This window comes from Advenella incenata, assembly GCF_004217095.1.
In the GTDB taxonomy this organism is placed as follows: Bacteria; Pseudomonadota; Gammaproteobacteria; order Burkholderiales; family Burkholderiaceae_B; genus Advenella; species Advenella incenata.
Genome location: NZ_SHKO01000002.1, coordinates 585,606 through 604,026 on the forward strand (window position 1 = coordinate 585,606; position 18,421 = coordinate 604,026).

General features: G+C 54.6%; 18 protein-coding genes. 3 read left to right on the forward strand and 15 right to left on the reverse strand.

All coding sequences use genetic code 11. The features are described from left to right. Nucleotides 1-44: 44 nt before the first annotated feature. The 8 genes from acuI to EV681_RS13930 form a co-directional block, all read right to left on the reverse strand. Nucleotides 45-1,031: an acrylyl-CoA reductase (NADPH) gene (gene acuI / locus EV681_RS13895; RefSeq protein ID WP_130304311.1), complete on the reverse strand. Its 987-nt coding sequence runs from the start codon at nt 1,029-1,031 to the stop codon at nt 45-47. 200 nt (nt 1,032-1,231) lie between these two features. Beyond that, entirely contained in the window at nt 1,232-1,999 is a 768-nt protein-coding gene (locus EV681_RS13900; protein WP_128392911.1) for an IclR family transcriptional regulator, read from the reverse strand. A 91-nt stretch (nt 2,000-2,090) separates the two neighbouring features. After that, nucleotides 2,091-2,702: a cysteine dioxygenase family protein gene (locus tag EV681_RS13905; RefSeq protein ID WP_128392910.1), complete on the reverse strand. Its 612-nt coding sequence runs from the start codon at nt 2,700-2,702 to the stop codon at nt 2,091-2,093. A gap of 84 nt (nt 2,703-2,786) precedes the next feature. Beyond that, nucleotides 2,787-3,533, reverse strand: a complete 747-nt coding sequence (locus EV681_RS13910) for an enoyl-CoA hydratase/isomerase family protein (RefSeq protein ID WP_130304312.1) — start codon at nt 3,531-3,533, stop codon at nt 2,787-2,789. Beyond that, nucleotides 3,530-5,026 (reverse strand): class I adenylate-forming enzyme family protein, encoded by a 1,497-nt coding sequence (locus EV681_RS13915; protein WP_130304313.1) that lies wholly within the window; start codon nt 5,024-5,026, stop codon nt 3,530-3,532. Before EV681_RS13915 ends, EV681_RS13910 begins: the two co-directional genes overlap by 4 nt. A 40-nt stretch (nt 5,027-5,066) precedes the next feature. Next, on the reverse strand, nt 5,067-6,047 hold the full coding sequence (locus tag EV681_RS13920; protein WP_128392907.1) for a Bug family tripartite tricarboxylate transporter substrate binding protein: 981 nt from the start codon (nt 6,045-6,047) through the stop codon (nt 5,067-5,069). 123 nt (nt 6,048-6,170) lie between these two features. After that, the gene (locus EV681_RS13925; RefSeq protein ID WP_128392906.1) at nt 6,171-6,512 is read right to left on the reverse strand and encodes a carboxymuconolactone decarboxylase family protein; all 342 of its coding nucleotides are present in this window, start codon (nt 6,510-6,512) and stop codon (nt 6,171-6,173) included. 62 nt (nt 6,513-6,574) lie between these two features. After that, nucleotides 6,575-7,777: a mandelate racemase/muconate lactonizing enzyme family protein gene (locus EV681_RS13930; RefSeq protein WP_130304314.1), complete on the reverse strand. Its 1,203-nt coding sequence runs from the start codon at nt 7,775-7,777 to the stop codon at nt 6,575-6,577. Nucleotides 7,778-8,169: 392 nt separating this feature from the next. Here EV681_RS13930 and EV681_RS13935 point away from each other — a divergent pair, with 392 nt between their 5' ends. Next, the gene (locus EV681_RS13935) at nt 8,170-9,159 is read left to right on the forward strand and encodes an NAD(P)-dependent oxidoreductase (RefSeq protein ID WP_165393054.1); all 990 of its coding nucleotides are present in this window, start codon (nt 8,170-8,172) and stop codon (nt 9,157-9,159) included. A 73-nt stretch (nt 9,160-9,232) separates the two neighbouring features. On the opposite strand, the gene wrbA is transcribed toward EV681_RS13935, so the two are convergent. Together wrbA and EV681_RS13945 are read right to left on the reverse strand one after the other, a co-directional pair. Continuing rightward, on the reverse strand, nt 9,233-9,832 hold the full coding sequence (wrbA, locus tag EV681_RS13940) for an NAD(P)H:quinone oxidoreductase (RefSeq protein ID WP_128392903.1): 600 nt from the start codon (nt 9,830-9,832) through the stop codon (nt 9,233-9,235). 281 nt (nt 9,833-10,113) lie between these two features. After that, nucleotides 10,114-10,713 carry a TetR/AcrR family transcriptional regulator gene (locus EV681_RS13945; protein ID WP_130304316.1) on the reverse strand — a complete coding sequence of 200 codons (600 nt, stop codon included), beginning with the start codon at nt 10,711-10,713 and terminating at the stop codon, nt 10,114-10,116. A gap of 138 nt (nt 10,714-10,851) precedes the next feature. Here EV681_RS13945 and soxC point away from each other — a divergent pair, with 138 nt between their 5' ends. Both soxC and EV681_RS13955 read left to right on the forward strand, forming a co-directional pair. Further along, the gene (gene soxC / locus EV681_RS13950) at nt 10,852-12,195 is read left to right on the forward strand and encodes a sulfite dehydrogenase (protein ID WP_130304317.1); all 1,344 of its coding nucleotides are present in this window, start codon (nt 10,852-10,854) and stop codon (nt 12,193-12,195) included. Continuing rightward, complete coding sequence (locus EV681_RS13955) at nt 12,182-12,757, forward strand: c-type cytochrome (RefSeq protein WP_130304318.1); 576 nt, start codon at nt 12,182-12,184, stop codon at nt 12,755-12,757. The genes soxC and EV681_RS13955 overlap by 14 nt, the downstream gene beginning before the upstream one ends. A 121-nt stretch (nt 12,758-12,878) precedes the next feature. Here EV681_RS13955 and EV681_RS13960 read toward each other — a convergent pair whose 3' ends face one another. The 5 genes from EV681_RS13960 to EV681_RS13980 form a co-directional block, all read right to left on the reverse strand. Next, nucleotides 12,879-13,613, reverse strand: a complete 735-nt coding sequence (locus EV681_RS13960) for a GntR family transcriptional regulator (protein ID WP_128392899.1) — start codon at nt 13,611-13,613, stop codon at nt 12,879-12,881. 61 nt (nt 13,614-13,674) lie between these two features. Next, on the reverse strand, nt 13,675-14,430 hold the full coding sequence (locus EV681_RS13965) for an aspartate/glutamate racemase family protein (RefSeq protein ID WP_128392898.1): 756 nt from the start codon (nt 14,428-14,430) through the stop codon (nt 13,675-13,677). Next, nucleotides 14,427-15,863 carry a dihydropyrimidinase gene (gene hydA, locus EV681_RS13970; protein WP_128392897.1) on the reverse strand — a complete coding sequence of 479 codons (1,437 nt, stop codon included), beginning with the start codon at nt 15,861-15,863 and terminating at the stop codon, nt 14,427-14,429. Before hydA ends, EV681_RS13965 begins: the two co-directional genes overlap by 4 nt. A gap of 11 nt (nt 15,864-15,874) precedes the next feature. Then, entirely contained in the window at nt 15,875-16,606 is a 732-nt protein-coding gene (locus tag EV681_RS13975) for a maleate cis-trans isomerase family protein (RefSeq protein WP_128392896.1), read from the reverse strand. A 78-nt stretch (nt 16,607-16,684) separates the two neighbouring features. Continuing rightward, nucleotides 16,685-17,998 (reverse strand): MFS transporter, encoded by a 1,314-nt coding sequence (locus EV681_RS13980; protein WP_128392895.1) that lies wholly within the window; start codon nt 17,996-17,998, stop codon nt 16,685-16,687. Nucleotides 17,999-18,421: the final 423 nt, after the last annotated feature.

An 18,421-nucleotide genomic window follows, 5' to 3' on the forward strand; every position in this document is an offset into this window, starting at 1 on the left:
TCGCGACCTGGCCATCTGTCCGACTACCGGTTTGCGAATATTGTCTAACGATTCACATCCACGACAATCCGCCCGCGCACTTGTCCTTCCAGAATCTGGCCAGCCAGGGCAATGACTTCATTTAAACCGACCGTCCGGGAGCCAATCAATGCCAGCTTGGCCGGGTCCAGTTCATGGCTCAACCTGTCCCAGGCCTGCTGGCGTTCCTTGACCGGACAATGCACGCTGTCGATCCCGACCAGCGTAATGCCGCGCAGAATGAATGGCGCAACAGATGCAGGAAAATCCAGGCCCTGCGCCAGACCACACGCGGCAATCGCGCCGCGATACTTGGTGCCCGCACAAACATTGGCCAGCGTGTGGCTGCCGACGCTGTCCACGGCGCCAGCCCAGCGTTCTTTGCCCAGCGGTTTGCCGGGCTCACTCAGGGTATTGCGATCAATAATTTCGGCGGCACCCAGTTTTCTCAGATACTCTTGCTCCTGCTGCCTGCCGGTGGATGCGATCACGCGAAATCCCAGGGATGAAAGCAGCGCGACGGCTACGCTGCCGACGCCACCTGCCGCGCCGGTCACGAGGATGTCTCCTGATTCGGGCGTCAGGCCGTTGCGTTGCAGCGCCATGACACAAAGCATGGCAGTGTAGCCGGCTGTGCCGATGGACATGGCCTGCTCCGGTTTCATGCCCGAGGGCAGGCGGATCAGCCATTTGCCATTGACGCTGGCCTGCTGAGCCAGGCCGCCCCAATGGGTTTCGCCTACGCCCCAGCCATTGAGGATCACGGCGTCTCCGGCTTTAAAATCCGGGTGCTGGCTTTGCCTGACGGTACCGCAAAAGTCAATCCCCGGAACCATGGGGAACTGGCGGACCACTGGTGACTTCCCTGTGATGGCCAGGCCGTCCTTATAATTGATGGTTGAATATTGCACATCGACAAGAACGTCTCCTTGGGGCAACTGCGCCTCGTCCACGGACGTTGCTGTGGCACGGTATCCGGCATCGTCTTTTTCAATCAGTATGGCGTTAAACATTTTGTATTTCCTCCAATTGGGTGAATGACTGGTTGCTTAGCAAGTGAGTCGGTTGAGCTGATGGCAGCACAAGCAGTGAGCCTATTGGGCTGGCGCGCGCTGCGGGTTACCTTGGTTGGCGACTGATCTGCCCTATGTAAAGTGTGGCTGATTTATGTCTCATACAGCACATTCCATTTCAGTTGAGATAAAAGCGCGTGCTACGCATCAGGCTTGCCTGCCTTTGCTGTGTAGCCCAGTTGCTGCGAAATTGCGTTGGCGCATTGGATGACTTCGGGAACCAGCAGGCGTATGCGTGCGGGTGTCAGTCGATCCAGGGGCGCCGAAATGCCAATGGCCCCCATGATTTGTCCCAGTCCGTTAAAAATGGGAACTGCGATTCCGCCAACGCCGTCGCGCCATTCGCCGCGATTGACGGCATAGCCCTGTTTGACTGTTCGGGCCAGCGCGCGTCGCAGTGTCTCCAGATCAGTCATGGTTGCGTCTGTATGCTTTTGCAATTGCCCGGCATGACTTTCAAGAAAACTGTCGGTCTGATAGGCCAGAATGGCCTTGCCCGTGGCGACAGCATAGGCAGGTGCCCGACCGCCAATCATGGAGTATGCGCGAATTGGTTGCGGGCTGTCTATCTTGTCTACATACACGACATCGAACCCGTCCAGTATCGACAGGTGGATGGTTTCTCCGGTGCTTTCTGCCAGCACGTGCATGGGACCAGAGGCGATGCGTCGCAGATCCAGTTGCGCCAGCTGGTTTGCTGCCAGTTCAAACAGCCGGATCCCCCCTATGTAGTTGTCCTGGTCATCGCGCGCCACAAAACCAGCATGAATAAGAGTTTGCAAAGTGCGGTGCGTATTGCTGCGTGTCAGACCAACTTTATCGGCCAGTTCCTCGATGGTCCGGATTCTCTCGGTAGAGCCCGTAACGACTTCCAGGACCTTCAGGCCTTTGATGAGTGTTTTATCCATGACGTTATATATCCTTCCCTGTACGCTAAGTGATAAGGCGACAGAATACATCAGAGGAGGGGGAAAGAACGTGTTCGTCATACTGGCGACATCAGGTTTTTCGGCTCGCAGAACGATCCCAGACGTTGGGAATCAGGTCGGAAGAATAGCCGGAGATAAACGTTTTTGGCTGGCCGCTTGCAAGGTCGAAAACATGCCGACTGACCGCGCCGATGTTGCCGCCATAAAGATGAATGCTGATGGACGGCTTATCGTCGTATGCATTGAACACCTGGTGTATATCGCCTTCGGACGGCAACAGCACGTCGATCATGCCGGGTTCGAGCCGGTCCGGTTCCCCGTCTGCAGTGAGCGAGCCATCCGGATCGGTGCGATAGCGCTGACTGAGTTCTGCGCCGCGTAACATGCCAATAAACCCCCACACCATATGGTCGTGAACCGGCGTCTGTTGCCCGGGTCCCCAAACAAAACTGACCAGTGAAAAGCGCTCCAGAGGATCACAGTGCAGGAGAAATTGCTGATAAAAAGTGGGGTGTGGCACGGTGCAAAATTCTGGCAGCCAGTCGTCCTGGGCAACAAGATCTGCCAGCAAGGACTTCATGCCTGCCGGTGGTCGCTGATTGTCATCATGGCCGTCCATGAGTCTGGTGGCTGCTTGAATAAAATCGCTCAGGCGGTTCCGGTTCGGCGTATTCATTGTCATTTGTCTCTATGTTTGTTTCAATCATTTGCACTGTTTTGCAGGCGGCGGCGAGAACGCTTCATGTTTATAGAATCATGCTCGGTTTTACTGTCCTTTGAAAGCGGGCGGGCGTTTTTCTACAAAGCTTGCCAATCCTTCGGCAAAGTCGGCGCTCTCAAACACCCGCTGGTTTTCCCGCCAGGCGTGGCCGGCGATTTCCACCGGGCTCATGGGCGTGGTCTGGGCGGCCAGGCGCTTGAGCATATTCATCACCAATGGCGCATTGGCAGCCAGGCGTTGCGCCAGTTTCATGGCTTCAACCATGTGCTGACCCGCCGGAACCACACGGTTAACCATACCAACATCATAAGCGCGCTGGGCGGTAATTGGCTCTCCAAGCAACATTAATTCCATTGCCACCTTATGAGGAATTCTGGCTGCTGCCGATGCAATCATGCCACCGGCAAAGCCCATCTTGGCTTCCGGGTACATGAATTTGGCGTCTTCGGTAGCCACGCACAGATCGCACATGAGTGTCAGGACAATCGAGCCGCCAATGCACCAGCCGCTGATCGCCGCGATGAGCGGCTTTTCCAGCAGAACGCCGACATTGGGCGTAAAGCTGCGGTAGTCGGGCGGTGCAGTAGAGGCCATGTCCTTGCCAGCAGAAAAGGCCTTGGTGCCTGCACCGGTAAGAATGCCGACGCGGTCCTGCTGGCTGTCATTCAGACGTTTCCATGCCACGGCCAGGCCGGCTTCCACCTCAGGGCCGATGGCATTCATGCGGTCTTCGCGATTGATGGTGATAATGGCAATACCATCACGGGATTCATAGGTCACGGCATCGGTCATGTGAGCTCCTTCAGAGTTTGTTTCAGTTGGTGTTTGAGTACCTTGCCATTGGGGGCAACAGGCAGGTTATCGACAAAGAGGATTCGTCCGGGCCGTTTGTAGGGAGAGAGGCGATCCCGCAAAAACAGGCGTACGTCTTCTTCTTTCAGGCTGGCGCCTGGGATGAGTTCGATCATCGCCACAATCTGCTCGTTGCCACAGATGGTGTGTCCCAGCACCGCCGAATGCTGAATCTGCTCATGGGCATTCAGTGCAGTTTCAACCTCAAGTGGCGAAACATTGAAGCCTGAACGGATAATCAGATCCTTGGTGCGTCCTTCAATGTTGATGCGGCCATCTGGCAATTGCCTGGCCAGGTCTTCTGTATTGAACCAGCCATCGGATGTCAGGACTGTCGCGGTTCGTTGCGGGTCGCGAAAATAGCCTTTCATGATATTGGGACCTTTGGCCCACAGTGAACCCTGTTCTCCCTGTTTCACCGGCTTGCGTTCAGCATCCAGGATTGCAATCTCTACGCCAGGGTTGGGCGGGCCTACAGCACAATCAGGATTGGCAGATTCCAGCCTGGTCCAGCAGATGGCTGATCCTTCGGTCAGGCCGTAACCATTATGCAATGTCAGGCCGAAAGTCTGTTCCACCTCCCGCTTGAGAGTGGGATCCAGCGGCGCGCCTCCTGCCGCAATGACTCTTAGCGTCGCAGACCGCAAATCCTGTATTTGTTCCGATTTGACCAGCCGGGAAAACATGGCGGGGGCACCCTGCAAAACAGAGATACCCTCGCGGTTCAGACTATTTACGCAATGGGCAATGGCAAAACGCGGCACCAGTTGCACATGAGCACCAGAGGCCAGTGTGCCAAGCAGGCCAGAAGACAAGCCCATGACATGTGTAATAGGCAGGATACCGTACACCCGATCCTCGGGTATCAGGTGCCGCTGCTGCTGCATCAACGAACCAATATAAAGCAGGTTGCCGTGTGTGAGCATCACTCCTTTGGGGGTGCCGGTGCTGCCAGTGGTGTAGATCAGCGCAGCCACCTGGTCCTGCGCCGATCCGTAACACGGCTCTGGCAACGTCTCCATTAACGGGCCCATTGCCAGCGCCCCGAAAGGCGTCGCTACTGCTTGCGCTTTATGACGACTGGCATGTTCGCTGGCCGAAGGCGAGTTCTCGGTCAGGTAAAGAATACGTCGAGGCTGGGCGTGGCTGCATACGGCATCGGTTTCTAGCGGCGCACGCCGGGCATTTTCCAGGACAACCCAGATGTCATCAAGCCCGGCGGCAAGAATGAGTGTTGCCAGCACGGTGCTGTTTTCGCCAACCAACGCGGCGCGATCGCCGGGTCGAAGGCCGCAATCGGCCAGAAAGCGCCGGCAATTGGCCACGGCCTGGTTCAATTGCCCATAACTGAGCGAGCGGAGTTCATCCGAAATTGCCGGATTGTTCGGGGTATGTTCTGCCCAATGTTTCAGTACATCACCTAGTCGTCGCATCACGGTTCCTGTTGTATGCGTATTGCAATCTCGTGCTGTGTCATTTGGCCTGCACATTCATCTCTTTGGTAATTGCGGCCCAGCGTTCAATTTCGGTATTGACGTAATCTGCAAATTGCTGCGGATCTGACGGCTTGGGCGTGGCACCCAGTTGCTTCAGGGTATTTAATACTCCCTGGCTTTGCAGCGCATCTGCTGCTGCCTTGCTTAACGCACTGGCGATTTTGTCAGGTGTCCTGGCCGGTACCCAGAATCCATACCATGCCGTGACGTCATATTTTGGCAATGTTTCTGATATGGCAGGGATGTCTTTGGAATAAGGAGATCTCTCGGCCGTAGTCACGCCCAGGCCACGCAACTGGCCCGAATCTATGTATGGCCAGGCTTCGTTGGCAAATACCATTGTCGTCTGGTTGCCTATCGCCGACTGAATGGCGGGCGCCCCGCCCTTGAATGGTGTGTTGATAAGATCAATGCCAGCCATGACCTTGAACAGTTCGCATGACAGATAGGGCGAGGAGCCAACACCAGATGTCGCGCAGCTGAGTTCCCCGGGTTTTTGCTTGGCAAGCGCGATCAGTTCGGCAACATTCTTTGCTGGTACCGATTTGCTCACGGCCAGAAAATTGGGCACGGACACAATTTGTGCGACCGGCTTGAGATCTTTGCGCAGATCATAAAGCGGGTCCTTGTAGAAATACATGTTCAGTACATTTGAAATACTTCCCAGCAAAATCGTATAGCCGTCCGGCTCTGAACGCACCACCTGTTGTGAGCCCAGCATACTGCCGGCGCCAGGCTTATTTTCCACAACAATCGTTTGTTTCAGCTCCTTGGCCATTTGGTTTCCAACTGCGCGACCCAGGATATCGGTGGCGCCTCCTGCGGCGTAGGGCACAATCAGGCGTATTGGTTTATCAGCAGGCCAGGCGGCATAAGCACTGGCAGATGCCAGTATGCACGCAGCGGCCAGCGCCATTGATGTTCCCAATCGAACTGCTTGTTTTGCTTGTCTGCTCATTTTATTTCTCCTTTGGGTACTTCCTGATCTGAAAGTGATAACTGTTACCCGTGGCTTGGAATTATTGTTGCCACGCCCCCGCAAACTGCGCCCGGTGGAAATTGCTTTCCGCCGGGAGAGATTTCATTTGTCCATTTGCTCAAATGCTTCAATTGCGCGTACAGAATACACATAGGCTGCGCCGGCATTGAGCGCTACTGCAGTGCCAAGGGCCTCGCTGACTTCTTCCACGGTTGCACCGGCCTTCTGGGCTGCGGCAGCGTGTGATGAAATGCAGCCGTCGCATCGCGTGGTGACGGCCACCGCCAGAGCGATCAATTCACGCGTCTTGTCGTCCAGATGTTTGGCCTGCCCAAGCGCCTCGTTCAGGCCACGATAGGCCATTACTACCGCAGGGTTGTGTTTGGCAAAAGCGGCGCCGCCCTTGCGAAGATTGCTCAGTGTTGCGTTCCAGTCATTAATCATGTGGTTGTCTCCTTGGTAGACGAGTCGTCACTGCATGGTTGAAAAAGTTGGCCGTTGGTAAGTTATCGGGACTGGCGCGGCCGGATAAGTCCGCCGCCTGGTTTTGGTGGGTGCGCTCTGATGGCTTCTTCTACGGGTTCTGTTCCCCACCCTGGACGGTCAGGAACGATCAGGTGCCCGTCAACATACTCGGGAACGTAGGTGAACAATTCCCTGTCCCAGGAAAGCCGGTCTATGTCTGTTTCCATGATGCGAAAATTAGGAACGGCGCTTGCGAAATGGGCGTTCATCATGGTGCACAGATGGCCGTAAAAATTATGCGGAGCGACATTCACTTCGTGAATATCTGCCAGGTTGGCGATCTTCATCGACTGCCATGCGCCATTCCAGACCACATCGACAATCGCCACGTCAACGGCATTCTTCTGAAAATAAGGCAGGAACTCCCGAGCACCGAACAGGGTCTCGCATGAACTGATCGGATGCGGACTGTGATTCCGTATATATGCCAGCGCATCGGGACTATAGCTGTCAATTTCCACCCAGAAAATGTCATGATCGGCAATTGCGCGCAGAATCTTCAGGTAGCCCTCTGTCTTGAAATTGAAGTTCAGATCCAGCAGGATCTCCATGTCCTCACCGGCGCCGTCACGCAATGCGTCCAGGCAATCGCGCAGGTTGCGGATGATCCGGCGATCGGCATTCAGTTCAGGATGGAACGGAGCGGCAAACCCAGGGCGCCAGGCGTAGGCCGGGCCTTCATCAAAAATGAAGGTGTTGGATTTGAGTGCCGTAAAACCGCGTTCACGCGCCTCGGCCCCCATGGCCCTGACCCCGTCCAGATCGGTGACGGCAGGTCCGAAATACTTTGGATGATTGATGCGCCAGGCCGGGCAATGGGACCAGTAAACACGTAGCTTATCGCGTACCTTTCCACCCAGCAATTCATAGCAGGGTACGCCCAGTGATTTGGCGCGCACATCCAGCAACGCATTTTCCAGGGCGCCAATGCCTTCGGCAACCACGCCGCCGGCTGCGGGTCGGGTACGGCTGTAGGCTTCGGCGTAAAAGCGTTCCTGGCTGGGTGCCGGATTGCCGATAAGCATTTCGCTCAGCTTCTGAATGACCGCGGTAACGCCGGGGGAGCCGAACCCTTCGTCAAACTCCGCCCATCCGCAAATACCTGCGTCGGTCGAAATCTTGACGAAATAGTAATTACGCCAGCCGGCGTCGCAGGACAGTGTCTGGACATCTGTGATATTCAACTTTGGCTCCTTTGACTCCGGTTTATAAACTGGAGGGTATTAATTTATAAATCCTAATTATTAGGACTGATGTTCTTAAAAATAGGAAGTTTTGGGAATACTAAAACAAATCTCAGGGAATGAAAAGCTCTTTCAAGAAATATTTTCATATGAAATAACGATGCTAAGTATGCAAAGGGTGTGTGTGCCACCGTTTATCTGAGGCAGCGATATCACAAGCGTCATAGCTAAAGATCGCTCGCTGTGGGTTTTCCCTGATGGCGCGTACTGCACGATTCCAAGGTACACTGCGCATTTGCAAAAATGCTTCGGCAGTGCAAGCCATCTGTTGCGGACTCAGCAGATGCGTCGCTGTTCGTCATTAACGTATCAACCAAGACCAGGGAGCGCCCTTGAGTGCGATTGTTCTGCTGACCAACCCGATTGATCCCAACGAAACAGCACGCCTGCGTGAACATGCGCAAGTGCGCGTTGCTTCGTCGCAGGACCAGCAGGTGCTTGCCAAAGAGATACGCGAGGCCGACGTGCTGATTGTGCGCTCGCCAGTTGCTGCTGCGGTTCTGGCGCATGCCGATCGTCTTCGCGGTATTGTCAGGCACGGGGCTGGGGTTGATATCGTTCCGGTTGCGGAAGCGACCGCCAGGGCAATCCCGGTGAGCAATGCACCCGGTGCAAATGCTGTTGCCGTGGCAGAGTATGTAGTGGGGCAAATGCTGCTGCTTTCACGTCGTCTGCATGCGGTAGATTCGCTGCTTCGCAGCGACGGGTGGGGTGCGTCCCGTGTGCTGTCTGATGGTGCCGTTGAGCTTCGTGGAAAAACAGTCGGTATTATTGGCGTGGGCGCCATTGGCCAGGCGCTGGCCCGCATCTGTCATTATGGGTTCGGTATGTCCGTTATCGGCTATCGACGAGACCCGAGCAAAATGCCCGACTATATCCGTGCCGTATCCAGTGATGAGGTTTTTCGAACGGCCGATTTTGTGGTGCTTGCCTGCCCATTGACTGCAGAAACCAAAGGCATGGCCAACCAGCGAACATTGGGTTTGATGAGGCAGGGTGCCAGTATCATCAACGTAGCGCGTGGTGCGGTGATTAACCAGGCCGATCTTGCTGACGTGCTGGCACAGCAGAAAATAAGCGCTGCTCTGGATGTTTTTGAATCGCAGCCGCTGCCTGATGATTCGCCATTACGTACAATGCCAAATGTCATTCTCAGCAGCCATATCGCGGGCATTACCCTGGAAAGCATGCGCCGCATCAGTCAATTGTCCGTGAATCAGACGCTGGAACTGCTTGCCGGAAAATTGCCAACGCCATTGGTCAATCCTGAGGTAACGCAGCGCGCGCTGGAGCGGATGCAAATGCTGAAAACATCGTTCTGAGATAAAGGCAGGCGCCTCTTATTTCATGGCAAGGCCGGTGCATGCCCATCAGGCCCGCACCGATGCCTGTATATCATCCCTTCAATTTAACCGCCACTTTTGCGACGTACTCTCCTTGATGCTTGGCGATGCCAAGCTCACGCTCGTCGGGCTGGCGTGAACCATCTCCGCCGGCAATGGTAGAGGCGCCATAAGGGGTTCCGCCACCAACTTGCGATATGTCGAACAGGGCCGGGTTTGTGTAACCTATGGGTACGATAATCATGCCATGGTGGGCAAGGGTGGTCCAGGTAGAAGTAATGGTCATTTCCTGGCCACCACCGGTGCCGGTGGAAGTAAAGACACTTGCAATTTTTCCGGCAAGGGCGCCTTTGGCCCACAGGCCACCGGTTTGATCCAGGAAGGTACGCATCTGGCCTGCCATGTTGCCAAAGCGAGTGGGCGTACCAATAATAATGGCGTCGTAGTCGGCCAGCTCCTGGACAGTCGCGACAGGCGCAGCCTGGTCCGCTTTGCCGCCCGCGTTGCGAAAGGCTTCATCATTCATCGTTTCGGGCACGCGCTTGACAGTGACCTCGGTGCCTTGTACAAGGCGGGCACCGTCTGCAACGCTGTTTGCCATGGTCTCGATATGACCATACATGGAGTAGTAAAGTACAAGTATCTTTGTCATGCAAAAACTCCTGTCATTGGTAAATGAACCGGCTGGCGAATGCTTGCCGGGTAGGAACAAAATGCGATGCGCTCAGTATAGTAAAAACGGGTGTCGTGCAGGTGATTGCAACTGAGCACCGTTGAATAAACCGTGGTTAAATCAAAAATGTATGCATGCCTGGCGCAGTACTGTCGCTGATCATAACCGTTCTCCTTTGTACGTACCCGGTTGGATACTTTTGAGATCTTTAGTCAAGCAATAGGCATCTTGAAACAACGTGCCAGCGACGTACGGCTGGATTATTTTCGCAGGCCTTTTAATGCGATGTCATTGAAGGACGCAATTGCGCCAGCCAGCTCTTCGGCCCGTGCGGGATTGAGCCAGATATAACTGTAATAATACATTCCCAGCACGGCTTTCATGCGCACGCGCGAATAGGGCAGCAGCGCCCCGGTCTGCGCACCGCGTTCGACTGTTTCTTTCCAGAGCGATTCGTATTTGCGATGCAGGTCGATGACCTTTTGGCGGCGCTCGTTGCCCAGGCTCTGTATTTCGCGAAAGCACACAGTCAGCTCCGGAAGATTTGCTGCAATCACCTGCAGCAGATCCTGTCCGAGGCGCTGCAGACAACGCTCGGGATCTGCTTCATCCCTTAATGTTTGCTCGCCCTTGTGCACCAACTCTGTCATATAACGGGTGCAGATATCGTCCAGGACGTCGTCCTTGCTGCGGAAGTGATGGTAAAACGCGCCGCGACTGATCTGCAGTGCCTCGCACAGCGTCTGCATGCCAACGGCATGAAAACCGTGGGCGGCGAAAAGTTGCGCCGCTGTTCTCAGGATGCGTTGCTGCAGGGTTTGCCCGGACAGGTCCGCAGCGATGACTTCGGTTATTGCCATGGTGGCGTGTCATGTGATGTTAACGCCTCAATTTTAGCAGCAAGTTGAACTTGCAAAGGGATGTAGATGTCGCTATCATGCATAAAACCGATCGGTCGGTCGGTGTGTTTTATGACATGGGCAATGTGGGGAGATAATATGAACGAAAATGATGCATCAACACCGGCCGTTGCCGGGCCTGCGACGTCGCAGATCAAGTCTGTGCCTGCGGGGGCACGGGCCGGCCGACGTAATTTTCTTTTGCACAGCAGCGCTGTGGTGACGGCGGTGGCTACGGCTGGCGTGGCGCGCGAAGCGCTTGCAGCCGACGCGGCCAAAGAGACAGCGGCTGATGCTGCGGCCAATCTGCCGCCGAATATTCCCAAGTGGACCCGCTCCCTGGGCAGCCCGACGGCAAGCCCTTATGGCAAGCCATCTACCTTTGAAAAAAAGGCGATCAGAAATATGTACCCCGGCCTCAAAGAGCCGATGTCTGCCTACAGCACCACGCCGTTGCAGGAACTCGATGGCACGATTACACCCAATGGCCTGTTTTATGAACGGCATCATGCCGGCGTTCCGCAGATAGATCCCGCGGAACACCGCCTGATGCTGCATGGGCTGGTTGATCGGCCGCTGGTATTTACGATGGATGAGATCAGGCAGTTTCCCTGCGTTTCACCTATTTATTTTCTGGAATGTTCGGGTAATCCGTCCTTTTTACCACCTTACGGAAAGACTGCCGCCGAGGTCGCAGGGCTGGTCAGTTGTGCGCAGTGGACGGGCGTTCCCTTGAAAACGCTGCTGGAACACGCAGGCTTGAAAAAAGAAGCGAAATGGATTGTCGCCGAAGGGGCGGACGGTGCGGCCATGACACGCAGTATTCCAATTGAAAAGTGTCTTGATGACGTGCTGGTTGCCTATAGCCAGAACGGAGAGCGCTTACGGCCGGAACAAGGTTACCCGATCCGGCTGTTTGTTCCAGGGTTTGAAGGCAATATGAGCATCAAGTGGCTGCGCCGGCTGCATGTGACCGACCAGCCAGGCTACACCAGAGAGGAAACGGGCAAATACACAGACCTGATGGCCGACGGGCGTGCGCGCAAATTTTCATTTGTGATGGAGTGCAAGTCCCTTATTACCCAGCCATCGGGCACGCATAAGCTCACGCGCAAGGGAACGCATGAAATTCGCGGCATTGCCTGGAGCGGACACGGCAAAATCACGTCTGTTGATATTTCAACAGACGGTGGCAATACCTGGCAGCCGGCCGCATTGCAGGAACCGGTGATAAGTAAAGCCCTTACGGCGTTTCGCTTTTTGTTTGACTGGAATGGCGAGGAAAAGGTCATTATGAGCCGGGCTGTCGATGAAACCGGCTATGTACAGCCAACGCTAGACCAACTGATTGAAGCACGCGGCAAGGTCTCTTTTTATCATAACAATGCGATTCAGCCATGGAAAATCGCCACGACCGGAGAGGTGACCAATGGACGGGTTTAAACAAATCATGCTCGGCGCCTGTATTATGGCAATGTCATCTGTCATACATGCCCAGCAGGCCCATGATTTCAAGGAGCTGGGTTCGCCGGCAGGCCATGAACAGATCGCTGGCTGGAATATAGATGTCTTTCCGGACGGCACCGGACTGCCTGATGGACAGGGAACGGTTGCGCTGGGCGAGAAAGTATATAAAACCCAGTGCATGAGCTGCCATGGCGTTAATCTGGAAGGCGGCCTGGGGCCAAAACTGGTGGGAGGGCAGGGCAGCCTGACCACCGATAAACCGGTCAAGACGATCGGCAGTTACTGGCCTTACGCCACGACGATATTCGATTACGTGCGACGCTCTATGCCGTTCCAGAGCCCGCAGTCGCTGAGCAACGAAGACGTGTACAGCGTGACGGCCTATTTGTTAAGCAAAAATAACATTGTGCCTGCAGACGCAACACTGGATGCCAAGTCGCTGGCAGCGGTCAAGATGCCCAATCGTGATAATTTCTATGTCGATGATCGACCAGACACCAAGAACGAAAGGTGCATGGCCGATTGTTTGAAGAAATAATTGCGCATGTAATAAGGGTAGGTAATTGGTCTGTTTGGCTGGGCCCATTGTTGGGACCCCAGCCAGCAAATCGGGCCATACATTTTCCTGTATATCCTGAAGCCTGATCCGGAACCGGCTATCAGGGCGTCAGGGCGCCGAAAATGCGTTCAAGATCAATATCATCCGATGTTTCCCGCAGCTTCAGGCTGTTCAATATATGATCCAGATGTGCCAGCATCAGTTGAACGGCGGTTTCGCTATCTTTGTTGATGATGGCCTGCACAATTTCCGAATGTTCGTCGGCTCGGCAACTGAAGGCGGTCGGGGCATCGTAAAGGGAAATAATCAGGCAGGTGAGCGTGGCCAGTTCGCGGGTGCTGCGCAGTAAAGACGAATTGCCGGCAAGCTCGGCCAGCAGTATATGGAATTCGCCGGAAAGCCTGATGATGCTGGGCTGATCTTGCTGGAGTCTGGCCTGGTCTTCCAGTTCAAGATGTTCACGCAACTGGGCAATTTTGGCCTTGTCCAGTGTTGCAACAAGTTTACGCACTGCAAAAGGCTCAATCAATTGCCGCGCTTCGAACACATCCCTGGCTTCTTCCACGGTTGGTTTGGCGACAAATGCACCCTTTTGGGGGATCAGGTCTACCACGCGCTCATGGGCAAGCTTGGCCAACACCTCGCGAATACGTGCGCGATTGACAGAGAAAATGACCGCAAGCCGGTCCTCCCCCAGTTTTGTGCCTGGAGGAATTCGGTGTTCCAGAATGGCCGAGTATAGTCTGCTGGTGATATCCCCCACGCTAAGCTCACGCCCCTTTCGCTTGGTGTTCACACTGTTGCTGACATCCTTGTCTACAGATTTCGTACGCATAGGCGCTATTCTAGCAATTTCCACGTGCAGGCTGCGCGCCGCCCGATCTTTGATCACATAATCATGATTCCGACCGGTCTCTGGCAAGCAACCGCGACAGTGCATCGGGCAAGCCTTTATTCGGTTTGATCGGTGGTGCAGCAAAGCTGCCCTTGCTAGCGCCGTGAGGCGCCAGGATTGCCAGGCTTTGTGCGTGGCACACAGCGCTGGACACCCCATCGACGACGGGGACAGGAATGCGGTCTTTGACCTGCCTGGCCAATCCTGCGAGCGGTGCGCCCGCCAGAATGATAACGTCAGCCCGATCGTGTTCAATGGCCGCTTCGCACAATTGCACCAGGCGCTCGGCATGGTCGGTCTGTACGGTTCCGATATCGCGCAACGGTTCCTCCAGGCTGCGAATGCTTGCCAGGCGCGAGATCAGGCCGTTGCGTTCCACGCATTCACGGTACCAGGCTGTAATACGCGGCGAAATGGCAATTATGGAAAAACGCTGACCCAGCAGGCAGGCGCTTGCCAGCGCGGCTTCGGTCAATCCCACTACGGGTATGTTCATGGCTTCGCGCAACCCGTCAATTCCAGGGTCTCCGAACGCGGCAATGATCACTGCATCATGCAAGTGGGCCTGTTCGGCGGCCAGTATCGCTGCAGCGTAGCCGCCTATCAGGGCTTCGAAACGGGTTTCTATATAGGCGACACCCAGTTCGGCGGTGCACATGGTGATTTGTGTTTCGGTATTGGCAGCGCGACGGGCTTCGGCTTCAATCAGGTCGCTGACGCTGGTCGATATGTTTGGATTGATAATCAGTAATTTCATTGATTTTCGCTACCTGGAGAATGAATGGGTTGCAGGGTAGGGGCGGTTCTTCGCAAGAACTGTCCCTGGCCCGCCGCACCTTTGAACGTTCCATGATCATAGACGATCTGTCCACGGGACAGCGTCAGGCCCGGGGCAGCTCGCAAGCCGATGCCCTCATAGGGGGTGTAGTCTACGGCGTGATGCAAGTTAATGTTCTGGATCGTCTGCGGATCTTCGGACCAGATGACAAGATCCGCGTCGGCACCAATGGCGATCGTGCCTTTTCTCGGATGCAGTCCATATGCTTTGGCCGGATTAGTTGAGGTCAGCTCAACAAAGCGGTTGATGGACAGTTTGCCATCCAGCACGCCATAGGAAAACAGCAGTGCAAGCCGCGTTTCCAGGCCGGGGATGCCATTAGGAATACGGCGGAACGGTACCTGTTTGCCCCCCGGTTTTTTACCTTCCGGCGAATCATATGAGAATGGTGCGTGATCGGATGAAAATATTGTGAACAGTCCGTCCGATAATCCTTGCCATACAAATTGCTGATTGTTTTTGTCGCGCGGTGGCGGGCTGCAGACACATCGGGCGCCTTCATAACGGTCATCGCATCCCAGGTCCTGTTCCGTGAGAAATAAATACTGCGGGCAGGTTTCTGCGTAGATGGTGATGCCCTGGTTGCGAGCCCAACGGATCTGGTCCATGGCCTCTTTACCCGAAACGTGAACGATCATGATTGGTGCGCCGGCAAGCTCGGAAAGTGAAATTGCCCTGTGTGTGGCCTCGCGCTCCACCAGCATCGGACGAGAGTGAGCGTGGTAGCGGGGGCTGGTGCGCTCCTGTTGCTCCAGGCGCCGGGTAAGCCATTCAATACAGTCAGCATTTTCCGCGTGGACCATGGCCATGGCGTTTTTCGTGCGTGCAATGTCCAGCAGATCCAGTATCTGATGATCATTTAACTTCATATCTTCGTATGTCATATACATCTTGAATGACGTATACCCCTCGTCGATCAGGCCGGGCAACTCTTGCAGCACCTGTTCTGACGGGTCGGTGATGATCATATGAAAACCGTAGTCGATGCAGGCAAGATCCTGAGCGCGGTCATGGTAGTTGCTCACCGCTTCGCGCAGGGACTGGCCCTTGCGCTGTACCGCAAAGGGAATGATCGTAGTGGTTCCGCCGCAAGCAGCCGAGCGGGTACCCGTTTCAAAATTGTCCGCCATACGTAAAGGGGGCGGGATGGGTTCATCCAAATGGCAATGTCCGTCAATCCCCCCGGGCGTGACCCAGGCGCCTTGCGCGTCTATTTCTTTTGAACCAGAAGCAATGCCCAATCCAAGCTGGGCGATCCTTCCATCCTGTATTCCAATATCACATTTGAAAGTATCGCTTGCCGTCGCTGCATGCGCATTGCGTATAACAAGATCGAAAGTATGTGTCGTCATGATTTACCTTTTTACACTTGGGCTTCACAGAACATCCGACCCCAGCCCTTGAGGTTATGCGGATTTATCTTGAGCATCTCAAACGCTTTCCAGACCACGGCAGCGACCGAGTCGTAGATCGGAATGTCAAGCTCCGCTTCAAGTTCCTTGACGATATGGGCCGCCCTAAGGTTAGTACATAACACGGTAATGGCATCCGGCTGTTTTTCTGCGACCTGACGAATCATGGTGGCCAGTGTTTCGGGCTGGACGCAACCGAACTCATGGTTCACGGTAAGACCCAGGTGAGCCTGCGCAATGCAATTGATGCCGGCTTTGCGGTAGTTATCGATAATCAGATCCTGTACTTCAGCAATGTACGGTGTGACCAGACCGAGATTGCGAATGTGATTGCGTTGCATCAGTTCATGCAGCGCCAGTACTGCTGTGGTCGCAGGAATGCCGGTACGTTCGGTAATTTGACGACACAATGTCTCATCGCGCTCAATACCAAGCCAGCCGGCCGATGTGCCACTCCAGCAAATAACGTCTACATGAGCGTCGGCCAGCAACTGTGCCGCTTCAAGAATGACGGCTGGATCAAACTGGTTAACCGATTGCTCGCGCATGGATATCTCTGTAACCGGAAATCGCGAGAAGTGTGCAGAAACTTGCGGGACGTCGGCGACAATGGCACTGGTCAACGGCTCCAGTGCCGTATTGGACGAAGGGGTGAGCACACCTATAAATTTTCTTTCCATCATTGAATTACCTTGTGGCAAAAACAGGTTCCGTGGCCGTCAAGCCAGAGAACCCGGATTGTGTTGAACTTGCCGATTGAACTAGACCGGAACCTTCTCTTCATATTTGATCAACAGCGTAGAACAGATGAACAGGCCAATGCCGGCGGCGGTGAACAACATGAGCGCATAGAAATAGGATCCTGTTGCCTGCACAATCATTCCCACGCAGATGGGCACGCCAATTCCGGCTACATTGCCGCCAAGATTCATGATGCCCCCCAGAATGCCCACGCGATTGCGGGTGCCAAGGATAGAGGGAATGCACCAGAACAAGCCACACCAGCGCAGGAAAAAGAGCGTTACAGAAAGCAGGATAACGACGGCGATGGGATCTTTGATGACCGACACGCTATAAATTGCAATCGTGGCGATGATCGAGGCAATGGCAAAAACGATTCGCAGCACGGTGCCTTGCGCGGTGCCGGATGCAATCCATTTATCTGCGATCCAGCCTCCTGCGATCTCGCCTACGAAACCGGCGAAAAACATAAGAAATACCGCGCCGCCCATTTCCTTGATGTTAAAGCCGTGTACGGCCGCCAGATAGTTGGGCATCCAGGTCAGCAAGCCGTAGAAGAGGGCGTTGAAACACATCCATCCGAAAAACATGCCCCAGACCGAGCGGTAGCGCAGAAAGTCCAGGACACGCCCGCTGGTAGTGGCGGGCTCGTTGGCCAGATCCTGTGCATGCGCCGCTTCGATGTATTCAGCCTCGGCGTTATTGACGGCGGGATGATCGCGCGGGTGATCGCGAATGATGCGCCAGGCAAACCATCCGCAAATCATCGTGCCGATACCTGCGACGGCAAAAGCCAGGCGCCATGAATCGAATGCAGCAATCAGGCCGGAAATAAGAATGGCGCCCAGTGCCGCGCCCAGCGGCGCTCCGCCGTCAAGCAATGTTGCTCCACGCCCCCGTTCTGTTTGGGTCATCCATATGCTGTTGAGTTTGCCTCCGGCCGGGTAAATGGGCGCTTCAGCGGCTCCCAGTCCGAGGCGGGTCAGCAGCAGGCTGAACCAACCTGTGCAAAGTGCGGCAATTCCTTGGAAAAAGCCCCAGCCAATGGTTGAGGCAACAATGACTTTTCGTGGGCCGAAGCGATCAGCCAGCATGCCGCCTGGAATTTGCATGAACGCGTAGGTCCAGAAAAACGAGCTGAGCAAAATTCCCTGTACGGTGGGACTGATTTCAAATTCTTTGGAGATCAGCGGCATGGCCACGGAAAGCGAGGCGCGATCAATATAGTTGATCGAGATAAGGAACAACATCATTAAAAATATGCGCCACCTTACTTTTGTAGGTTTCGCATCACTGTTGACCGCGTTCAACGCGGAAGCGGGTATGCCTGCCATGAGTTTCTCCGATAGTCGGGCTAATAGGGACCTCTTTCTGACAGGTACTTTAGCGTTTGTTATTTATTGTTGAAATAGGTGTTAACACTAAAGTTAACAAATAAATAATGAAATTTTATTTAATAAATACAAGATGATAGATAGCAGTGCGAAATTATCCTACGGTGGTGCAGAAAGTGCTTTTCGAGTGCAGGAAACAGGCTGTCGCGGGCGTCTGTCGAGCAGGCGAATTCTTTTGCGTGGCAAGATGACCACACAGTGCTTGAATAGATAAGGGGGTGGCTTGGGTGCAGATTGCAGGTGACCCTGGCAGATGCCGCAGGGGAAAAGTGCTGCGCATGAATCGAATTTTTCTTAAGCAGAGCGATGCTCAAACACCACTAGCGATTGCGCGAAGATGCGCCCCGTGCTGAGGTAAACCAA